The sequence below is a fragment of the Luteimonas terrae genome (genome assembly GCF_031457535.1).
Taxonomy (GTDB): Bacteria; Pseudomonadota; Gammaproteobacteria; order Xanthomonadales; family Xanthomonadaceae; genus Luteimonas; species Luteimonas terrae_A.
In genome coordinates this window covers 175,506-184,869 of the sequence record NZ_JAVDWO010000009.1, presented here as the reverse complement: position 1 = coordinate 184,869, position 9,364 = coordinate 175,506, and the positions used below count along the sequence as shown (strand labels likewise).

The 9,364-nt window shown below is 64.8% G+C and carries 9 protein-coding genes; 4 read left to right on the top strand and 5 right to left on the bottom strand.

The features are described 5' to 3' along the window. Positions 1–376 precede the first annotated feature (376 nt). Together J2W68_RS12300 and J2W68_RS12295 are read right to left on the bottom strand one after the other, a co-directional pair. Positions 377–2,395: a BCCT family transporter gene (locus J2W68_RS12300; protein ID WP_310236301.1), complete on the bottom strand. Its 2,019-nt coding sequence runs from the start codon at positions 2,393–2,395 to the stop codon at positions 377–379. A 103-nt stretch (positions 2,396–2,498) separates the two neighbouring features. After that, positions 2,499–3,554 (bottom strand): hypothetical protein, encoded by a 1,056-nt coding sequence (locus J2W68_RS12295; protein ID WP_310236299.1) that lies wholly within the window; start codon positions 3,552–3,554, stop codon positions 2,499–2,501. Positions 3,555–3,918: 364 nt separating this feature from the next. Here J2W68_RS12295 and J2W68_RS12290 point away from each other — a divergent pair, with 364 nt between their 5' ends. The 3 genes from J2W68_RS12290 to J2W68_RS12280 are packed head-to-tail and all read left to right on the top strand — an operon-like array spanning position 3,919 to position 4,904. Further along, entirely contained in the window at positions 3,919–4,203 is a 285-nt protein-coding gene (locus J2W68_RS12290; RefSeq protein WP_310236297.1) for a DUF4031 domain-containing protein, read from the top strand. A gap of 59 nt (positions 4,204–4,262) precedes the next feature. After that, positions 4,263–4,505, top strand: a complete 243-nt coding sequence (locus J2W68_RS12285) for a DUF3297 family protein (protein WP_310153329.1) — start codon at positions 4,263–4,265, stop codon at positions 4,503–4,505. A 24-nt stretch (positions 4,506–4,529) separates the two neighbouring features. Next, on the top strand, positions 4,530–4,904 hold the full coding sequence (locus J2W68_RS12280) for a YciI family protein (protein WP_310236295.1): 375 nt from the start codon (positions 4,530–4,532) through the stop codon (positions 4,902–4,904). 45 nt (positions 4,905–4,949) lie between these two features. On the opposite strand, the gene J2W68_RS12275 is transcribed toward J2W68_RS12280, so the two are convergent. From J2W68_RS12275 to J2W68_RS12265, 3 genes are all read right to left on the bottom strand, one after another. Beyond that, a complete protein-coding gene (locus tag J2W68_RS12275) occupies positions 4,950–5,528 on the bottom strand; it encodes a DUF4410 domain-containing protein (RefSeq protein ID WP_310236293.1) in 579 nt (192 codons plus the stop codon). Between the two features lie 287 nt (positions 5,529–5,815). Then, complete coding sequence (locus tag J2W68_RS12270; protein WP_310236291.1) at positions 5,816–6,466, bottom strand: Crp/Fnr family transcriptional regulator; 651 nt, start codon at positions 6,464–6,466, stop codon at positions 5,816–5,818. Positions 6,467–6,548: 82 nt separating this feature from the next. Further along, positions 6,549–7,481, bottom strand: a complete 933-nt coding sequence (locus J2W68_RS12265; protein ID WP_310236289.1) for a Crp/Fnr family transcriptional regulator — start codon at positions 7,479–7,481, stop codon at positions 6,549–6,551. 452 nt (positions 7,482–7,933) lie between these two features. Here J2W68_RS12265 and J2W68_RS12260 point away from each other — a divergent pair, with 452 nt between their 5' ends. After that, positions 7,934–9,325: an undecaprenyl-phosphate glucose phosphotransferase gene (locus J2W68_RS12260; protein WP_310236287.1), complete on the top strand. Its 1,392-nt coding sequence runs from the start codon at positions 7,934–7,936 to the stop codon at positions 9,323–9,325. The last annotated feature ends 39 nt before the right edge of the window (positions 9,326–9,364 follow it).

Genomic DNA, 9,364 nt, shown 5'->3' with positions numbered 1-9,364 from the left:
CAGCCCAAACTCGCTGCGCTCAGACATGGGCTGCTCTTCGGCCACGCCAGGCTCCGGTGCTCGGCTCGCTCTACGGCTCGATTCAAGTCAAAAGCTGAGAGCCAAGCCAAAGCCAGGAGCAAGAGCAAAGGCAAGGGAAAGAGTAACGGCAAGGGCAAAAGTCAAAGGCAAAGGCAAAGGCAAAGGCAAAGCGAAAGCAGAAACTGAAGCCGTCACTCAGATCTCGAAACCCCAGTCCACGCCAGTCCCAGGCAGCGCGCTGCAACATCCATCGAATCGAATCAAAGAAAAGGCCGCGTGCAAACACGCGGCCTTTCCCGATCAGATCAACCGACGCGTGAGATCACCACGCCGGCACAGCTCCGTACATCTGCCCTCAGCGGACCACGCTGAGGAAGTGCATGTGACGCTGGTACTGGTCGAGCACGTCGTGGATCAACTCGTCCTTTCGCCAACCCATGACGTCGTAATCCTGACCGCCTTCGCGCAGATGCACTTCCGCGCGATAGAAGCGATCGTCGTCGCGGCGCTTGCGGCGCGGATCCTGCAGCATGAACGTCGGCGGCTCGTACGGGATCGGGCGCACCGAATAGAAGAAGTCCATTTCCGCGCCATGTCCCACTTCCACCCAGACGCGGCCGTCCTCGCCTTCCTCGACACGTACTTCGAGACCCTGCTTGCGCAGCTCCGCGGCCACGTCCTCGAGTGCAGGCTTCACCTGGCCCGACAGGAACGCGAGCACTTCCTTCTGCGGCGGATTGTGCGACAGCGCGCGCAGGCGCACCTTCCAGTCGCCGCCACCACCGATACCCACCGGCGCGATGCGCGCATTGCGCATGCTGTTGCGCTTGACCATTTCGAGCCGCATCGCCCGCACCATGCCCCAGCACATCAGGATCATGACCACGGTGAATGGCAATGCCGAGGCGATCGTGCCGGCCTGCAGCGCACTCAATCCGCCTGCGATCAGCAACGCGATCGCAATCGCGCCGACCAGCAATGCCCAGAAGATGCGCTGCCATACCGGGGACTCTTCTTCGCCCTTCGACGAGAGCATGTCGATGACCAGCGCGCCGGAGTCGGCCGAGGTCACGAAGAAGATCACCACCAGCAGCGTCGCGATACCCGAGGTCAGCGTCGACAGCGGGTAGTCTTCGAGGAACTGGAAGATCGCCACCGAACTGTCAGCCGACACCGCGGCCACCAGTTCCGTCGAGCCCTCGACCATGACCTGGTACAGGGCGCTGTTGCCGTAGATCGTCATCCACAGGAACGTGAAGCCCAGCGGCACCAGCAGCACGCCGACGACGAACTCGCGGATCGTACGGCCACGCGAGATGCGCGCGATGAACATGCCCACGAACGGCGACCAGGCGATCCACCAGCCCCAGTAGAACAACGTCCAGCCACCCAGCCACGTCGGGCGCTGGTCGTAGGCGTAGAGGTTGAACGTCATCGAGAACACGTTGGAGATGTACATGCCGGTGTTCTGCACGAACGCCTGCAGCAGGTACACCGTCGGCCCCATGACCAGCACGAAGGCCAGCAGCCCCACCGCCAGGATCATGTTGAACTCCGACAGCCGGCGCACGCCACGGTCGAGACCGGTGAACACCGAACCGGTGGCGATCAGGATGATGCCGGCGATCAGGATCACCTGGGTTGTGGTGCTGACGGTGACGTCGAACAGGTAGTTGAGGCCGGAATTGATCTGGATCACGCCCAGACCCAGCGATGTCGCCAGGCCGAAGATCGTGCCCAGCACCGCGAAGGTATCGACCGCGTGGCCGATCGGACCATAGATGCGATCACCGATGAGCGGATAGAGCGATGAGCGGATGCGCAGCGGCAGGCCGTGGCGGTAGGAGAAGTAGGCCAGCGACAGCGCGACCACCGCATAGATCGCCCATGCATGCACGCCCCAGTGGAAGAAGGTGATGCGCATCGCCTGACGCGCCGCCATCACCGTCTCCGCATCCCCGACCGGCGGATCGGCGTAATGCATGATCGGTTCGGCCACGCCGAAAAACATCAGACCGATGCCCATGCCGGCCGCGAACAGCATCGCAAACCACGTGGGATAGCTGTAATCCGGAGTGCTGTGGTCGGGCCCGAGCTTCAAGCGGCCGAAACCGCTGACTGCCATGCCGACGATGAAGACCAGAAAACCCGCGACCGCGAGAATCGTGAACCAGCCCGCATCCACTGCCACCCATTCCTTGGCGGCGTTGAACGCGGTTTCCGACGCGTCCGGAGCGATGAACGACAGCGCCACCAGGATCAGGATGATCAGCGCCGAGGGATAGAACACAGGCCCGAGGATCCGCGCGTGCCAGGCCTCGGGCGGCGGGACCGTATCGGGGGCAGCGCCTGGGCGCTGCGTGGGATCGTTCATGGAATTTCCTCATGACGGGACGACGATGCCGTGGCAGAGGCTGCCGCAGGGCCGGGGACGTCCGGGTGAAACACGTCGCCGCGATCGGGCGATGTGTAGCGGATCAGAAATAGAAGCCGATGTTGACGTTGAGCCGCGAGTGCCAGCCATCGTTGGCCGGATCGCGCACGCCGATGCCGGGACCACCGGCGAACCACATGTTCTTGCCTGCGATCCAGTCGACGTAGGTCAGCATCACGCCCTTGCCGAAACTGCAGCCTGTGACGTTCTGGATCGAATCACGCAAACCTGGATCGTTGCCGACCGGCAGCGTCGCGCTGGCGTTGTTGTAGCAGGTGATGTTGTCGAACCAGCCGGTGCGCTGCACCTCATATGCAAGGTTGAAGGTCGGCACATCCGCCTGTGACGCGATCTCGAACGGAAACATGAAGGCCGACATCGCGATGCGCGATTCCGGATTGTCGTAGCGGTAACGCGCCCACTGCGCCTGCAGCGTCAGCCGACCGCGGACCCATTGCCCATGGACCGCACCGCCGGTGTGGTCATGCTTGCCGCCGGCAAGGCGGTTTTCGATGCGCCCGGCGAATGCCGATGCACCCCAGGTCGTTTCCCAGCCGCCCGCCTCGCTGGTGTGCTCGTAGCGCACGATGCCGCGCTCGCGTTCGCGGTAGGGCAGATCGTCGGTGGTCGCGACGTCGAAAGAATAGCGGTCGAAATTCGCACCGGTGCCGTATTCGTCGCCCGCGAACACGCCCGCGTGCCACTGGTGCGCGCCGGACTGGCGCTGCCAGACCACGCCGAGGTCGTAATCGTCCTCAAGCCCCAGGTAATAGCCCGAGCCGAACCAGAAGCTGTGCGAGGCGGTCGGCAGCAGGCCGAACGGCACCTGCTGGATGCCGGCGCGGATGTCCGAAGTGGCGCCGTCGCTACCGTCTTCGAGCTTCCAGCCTGCATAGGCGTGGTGCACGGCGTCGAATCCGTCGTACCAGCGGTACTGCAGCGAGAAGAACGCCGGACCGGCGTTGCCGCGCGCATCGATGCGGGCGAGTTCGGGCTCGAAGCCGCTGCTCGGCCCGTAATCGAGCCAGCCGTAATTGAAGCGGACCGCGCCGCCGAGTTCGAAACCAGGCGTTTCGTCGGCGCTCTCTTGCGCCGACACTGCGGGCGCCGCAGCCACGAAAACACCACACAACAACCACTTGAAACCGCGCGAAATCACGACGGGTCTGCCCTCCTCGATTAACTCGTATATGCAATGCAGACCGGCCATCTTAACGATTTCTGCACGAACCCCCAAACTGACGAAGTTTCGAAACTGCAGAAATTCGCTTGAAAACACGGGTTTTCACGCGTCCATAAAAATGCAACGCGCACGCGCCTGCACTCGCCGGACGCAGTATCTGCAGGCGAAGGTGCAGCGGTGACCAGAATTCGATGGCAGGACGCAAGGCCCGATGCATGCGTCGCCACATGCGCCGGTTATCATCCGTGCACGGCGATGATGCCGATGTGCAGGCGCGGTCATGACCGTCTATGTCGACGATGCGGTCCACCCTTGGCGCGGCGAGCGCTGGGCGCATCTGCTCGCCGACACGCTCGACGAACTGCATGCCTTCGCCGCACTGCTCGGCATACCGCGACGCGCCTTCCAGGACCGGACCAGCGGTGCGCATTACGATGTGACCGCAGCGATGCGCGAACGTGCGATCACGCTGGGCGCGCTGCCGATCTCGCGTCACCAAGATCGCGCGCTGGTGCGCGCGGTGATCGCGAACGCGCGCCGGCAGGGACGCGGCGAAGCGCCCTAGGTGAAGCCTGCTCGCGGCGGCGGTATCCTGCGCGCAGTTTCCATACGCATCCCGACGCCATGACCGACGCACCGCCCGACCGCCTGTCCAATGATCCGCGCAGCCCGCACTACAACGAGGCGGCGATGAATCGCGGCATCGGTATCCGCTTCAACGGCAATGAGCGTCGAGACGTCGAGGAGTATTGCGTCAGCGAAGGCTGGATCCGCGTCGCCGCCGGCCGTGCGCTCGATCGCCGTGGCCAGCCGCTGACCGTCAAGTTGCGCGGCACCGTGGAGCCCTACTTCCACCTGGAAGCCTAACCCGCCCATCCGAGGACGCGCCCAATGCAGTATCTGCTGCTGATCTACACCGACGACACCCTGCTCGACGGTCTGGCCGAAGGCGAGTACGACACGATGATGCGCGGCTGCCTGCAGCATGCCGATGCGCTGCAGGCCGAGGGCACGTTGCTGGGTTTCCAGCAGCTGGAACATGCTTCCACCGCCAAGACCGTGCGCACGCGCGTCGGTCGCACGCAGGTGTTCGACGGCCCGTTCTCCGAGACCAAGGAAATGCTCGCCGGCTTCAACCTGATCGAAGCCGATAGCGAGGAAGAGGCGCTGCGCATCGCCCGCGAGTTCCCGTGGGCCCGCACCGGCAGCATCGAAGTGCGGCCGGTGCGTGATGTCGGCGCAGTGCGCGCCCGCGTCGGCGCCTGAGACGGCGCGCAACCACACAGCGCGCAGCGACGCCGCCTGCCGCGATCAGCCGCCGCGCGCCTCCGCGACAATCTGGTCGGTGATCGCCTGCACCTGCTTGACCGTCATCGGCGCAAAGATGCCCTGCCACGCACTCGATGTGGTGTCGTAGGTCCGCGTGGCCGCGACCTTGCCACCGGGCACTTCGATGAACTGCGCGTTGGCCTTGATGTGCGCGTTGCCGGTCATCACGCCGAGGCCGTAGCGGGCGCCGGTGGAGACGTAACGATAGCTGTCGACGCGCACGACCACGACCACACCCGACGGGTCCAGCGAAGCGGGCCGGCTGTCGCGCACGCTGCCCTGGATGCCGGCGGCGGTGGCCGAAGCGCGGATCGCGTCGTTCCACAGCGCGCGAAATTCGGCCCAGTCCTCCTGCGCGCGCGCGGTGTCGCTGCCCTCCACCACCAGCACGACCTGGCCCACATCGCCATTGATCGCGACCGGATCGACCGGCGCGGCAGTGGGCCGCTGCACCGTTGCCGCGCAAGCGGACAGCAGCGCTGCGGCGGAGAGCAGGGCGAGCGAACGGAAGATGCGCGGCAGACGCGCCGCGGACGGAACCACCGGGGTACGGATATGCATGGCAAGGCCTCATCAATGGATGGCATTGCGCGACCCTGGGACGCTCCCCCTGCGCGGCGTCCATTGCGCGCGCCCGCAGCCTACCGCGGACACCGTCGGGCTTCGTGAAACCCATGGGCTCACGCGTGACCTCGGACGCGATCCACGCGACGCCGCGCACGAATCCAGCCGAACACGGGCGCTTCGATCAGCCCGGCCCCATCCCGCCAGCAGGAACGGTTCCGCCCATGTGCCCTGCACCCGGGTGGGTCGACATCGAGATCACCGTTGCCTCGATTCGATGGGTTTTAGTCTTCAGCGCCTACAGGCTGCAGTTCGGCCTCGCGCCGCAGCATGGTCTGGCGCAGCTGATGTGACCAGCGATAGCAGCTGCACGCGTTGTCCCCCAGCGCTTGAAGGTCGACGATGGAGACAAGCCCCGGGCTGTAGCGGATCAACCCGCGTCGCTCGAGTCGGGTCATGGCCAGTGTCACGACTGCACGTCGCACCCCCAGCATGTCCGCCATCACCTGGGCCTTGAGCGGAAGAGCGTGGCTACCCACCCCATCGGCCATGGTGAGCAGCCACCGTGCCAGACGTGCCTGCACGCCATGGAATCGGGCGCATGCGGAAGCCCGAAACGCTTCGCTCAACAGCACATGAAAATAAAGGTCGACGATGCCGCGCAAGCGCGTGCTCCGGGTCAGCTCGGCCTGGAACACATCGGTGCCCAGGCGCCATGCCCAACCGCTGCTGCGCACGCGTGCATTGAGCGGAGACACCGTCGCGCCACTCATGACGGGACTGGCGAAAATACCCTCACGTCCAATCAGCGTGATCTGCAGGCCCGCCACTTCGTCGGCCTGCGCCACCAGCGCGATCGTCGCGGTCACGGGGAAGTAGACGTGGCTCAGCGGCCCACCGATGTGGCCCAGCGACTCTCCAGCGGCCAGCCACACCGGTTCGCAATAGGCACCCAGACGCTGCAGCTGTGCCGGTCCCAGAATCTGCAGCAGCCGATTGCGCGAGGCGCCGAAGTCGTCAGGATTGCGGGTTCGGCTTACGCCGACTGGGCGCGAGCCTTCGATCCGGGAACGAGATGGCGATGCCCTCACGCCGACGCTCGGCGGGGAGTTGACGTCGATCACTTCCGCGGCGTCGATCGCGGGCGCTATCTGCTGCATGCGCAAACACCTCGGCCTCGGGATCGTCCGCAGCATGCGTCGCCGTTGCCGTCGCGTCGGTACGCGACCCCACAAAGGCACCAACGGTCCCGCTCGCCACCGGCTGCCGACTCAGCCGGCGCAGCTCGCGGCCGACCACCGCGTAGCACTCGCAGGTGAGGTCCTCCAGGCCGTCGCGGTCCAGCACCTGGATGAGTCCGCGGCTGTAGCGGATCGCCCCCGCCTTCTGCAACTTGTTGGCCGCCAGCGTCACGCTCTCGCGTCGCACGCCCAGCATCTGCGCGACGGACTCATGGGTCATCCGCAGATCCTCGCGCGGCAGCCGGTCGAGGCTCATCAGCAGGCGTCGGCTGAACTGCTGATCCAACGAGTGATGGCGATTGCAGGCCGCCACCTGCCCCATCTGGGTCAGCAGCGTCTGGGCATAGCGCAGGAACACCTGCTGCAGGGCCGGCACGTCGGCCAGACATTGCCTGAGCACCTGGCTGCGCAGCCGGCACAGACTCCCGCCGATATGCACATGAGCGCGCAGCGGCATGCTTTCACCGCCCATCACCAGCGCCACGCCCACAACGCCATCGTTGCCGACCAGTGCCGTCTCGGCGAAGTCGCCCGACTCCATGACATGCAGCAGCGAGACCAGGCAGTCGATCGGGAAGTAGACGTAGGACATGACGTCATCGGGCTCGTGCAGGACCTGGCCCGCCTTGCACTCGACGCGCTCGACCTGCGCGATCAAAGGCGGGCCGACCAGGGCAGCAATCTGGCCGAGCAAATGATTGCCCGCCACGGGGACCTCCCGTCCTGCGCCTGTCGTCATGTGCTCCCTGCCCCCTGATGCCCACCCGCCCGGACCGGCCCCCCTCACCGCACAGGTTTCAACCCTGCATCGAGTGCGGAATCCAGTCGTGAAAGTCCGGGGACGCTCATGTGTACGACGGCGTACCGACAACGTCAAGCGGTCGGCCTAGTTTGATATCAGACACCACGCGCCGCTGCCGAGGCGCGACTGCTTCAGGGAAGAGCGATGTCTACCGTGCATCTGAGAAACATCAACGCCACGGCCCTGGGGAGTCGCCTTGCAATCTGCGGAGATCCGGCACAACCGGATCTGTCCGTCAGGTCTTGAAACGCGCGAGTCGCTAGGTCCCGATCCCACGGACGGACCTTGCGGCGCCGCGTGGCCCAAGCCTGACCGCGCCTCTGAGTACATGCCAGCACATCTGCCACGGAGTCGCACCGATGATTGCGCCACGTACCAATCCAGCCACCAATCGCCATGGACTGACGTTCTGGGGCCAATGGTTGTGTGGCATCTCCCTGGTCAGTGGCGTTCTCTGCTATCTCGCCATCGAGCGCTTCGGTGAAGTGCCGGCCGAGTACAGACTGCTGGTCGCGCTGACCATTCTCACCTCGGTGCCGGCGTACATGCTGCTGCGGGTCTATCACAAGCGGTATGACTACCCGTCGGGCCTGCTGCACCTGGCCGCAGGCTGGGTGACGCTTCTGGCGGGGCTTGTCGTGATCCTCTATGCCAGCGAGAGCATCGACCTGTTCGCGATCGAGATCGCCCTCCAGTGGGCATTGCTCGGTCTCGTGACCCAGGCCATCGCCTTCGTGCCGCTGCACTATTTCGCCATGCTGCATTCGCGCAAGCTGAGCCGCGAACGCACCGCCCTCATCGTCGGCAGCAGCGCGCGTGCCTACGAACTCGCGGGACGTCTGCACACGTCGAACCGGATTCCACTGGTGGGCATCGTTCCATCGATCTTCGACGAACAGACCCGCGACGGCCGCTTTCCTGTACTGGGCAACCTGCCGAGCCTGCGGGAGATCACCGAGCAGCATGGCGTGCGCCGCGTCTACATCGCCGTGACGCTGGAAGAAATGGCACGTATTGAGCAGCTCTACCTCGGCCTGCTCGACATGAGCGTGGACGTGGTCTGGATACCGGACTTCGGCAGCATGCCGCTGCTCAACCAGTCGATTGCGCAGATCGAGCAGTTGCCTGCGATCTATCTCAATGAAGCGCCACGCAGCTCGCATCCGGCCGCCGTCTTCAGCAAGGGCCTGATCGACCAGACCATTGCCGTGCTCGCGATTCTGGCATTGAGTCCGTTACTGGCCGCGACCGCGATCGCCGTCAAGCTGTCCTCGCCCGGCCCGGTGCTCTTTCGACAGCCGCGACATGGCTGGAACGGCGAAGTGATCCACATCCTCAAGTTCCGCTCGATGCGTATACACCACGACGGCGAGGTCAAACAGGCCACACGTCATGACGATCGCGTGACCCGCGTGGGACGCTTCATCCGCCGCACTTCCATCGACGAACTTCCGCAGCTCATCAATGTGCTGCGCGGCGAGATGTCGCTGGTGGGGCCGCGCCCGCACGCCGTGACCCATAACCATTACTACTGCGACAAGATCCTGGCCTACATGGCCCGCCATCGCATCAAGCCCGGCATCACCGGTCTGGCGCAGGTCACCGGCCACCGGGGCGAAACGGAAACCCTGGAAAAGATGCAGCAGCGCGTCGAACAGGATCTGGCGTACATCAACAACTGGTCGCTGTGGCTGGACATGAAGATCCTCGTGAGAACGCCGATTGCGTTGTTCGCGCGGAACATCTACTGATCCGACGGCCTGCCCCTTCTCTGACACCGCAGCCCTGGC

Excerpts from the sequence above, each read along its gene's own strand:
- J2W68_RS12300 (WP_310236301.1), bottom strand. The coding sequence starts at position 2,395 with ATGAACGATCCCACGCAGCGCCCAGGCGCTGCCCCCGATACGGTCCCG.
- J2W68_RS12290 (WP_310236297.1), top strand. The coding sequence starts at position 3,919 with ATGACCGTCTATGTCGACGATGCGGTCCACCCTTGGCGCGGCGAGCGC.
- J2W68_RS12285 (WP_310153329.1), top strand. The coding sequence starts at position 4,263 with ATGACCGACGCACCGCCCGACCGCCTGTCCAATGATCCGCGCAGCCCG.
- J2W68_RS12280 (WP_310236295.1), top strand. The coding sequence starts at position 4,530 with ATGCAGTATCTGCTGCTGATCTACACCGACGACACCCTGCTCGACGGT.
- J2W68_RS12275 (WP_310236293.1), bottom strand. The coding sequence starts at position 5,528 with ATGCATATCCGTACCCCGGTGGTTCCGTCCGCGGCGCGTCTGCCGCGC.
- J2W68_RS12260 (WP_310236287.1), top strand. The coding sequence starts at position 7,934 with ATGATTGCGCCACGTACCAATCCAGCCACCAATCGCCATGGACTGACG.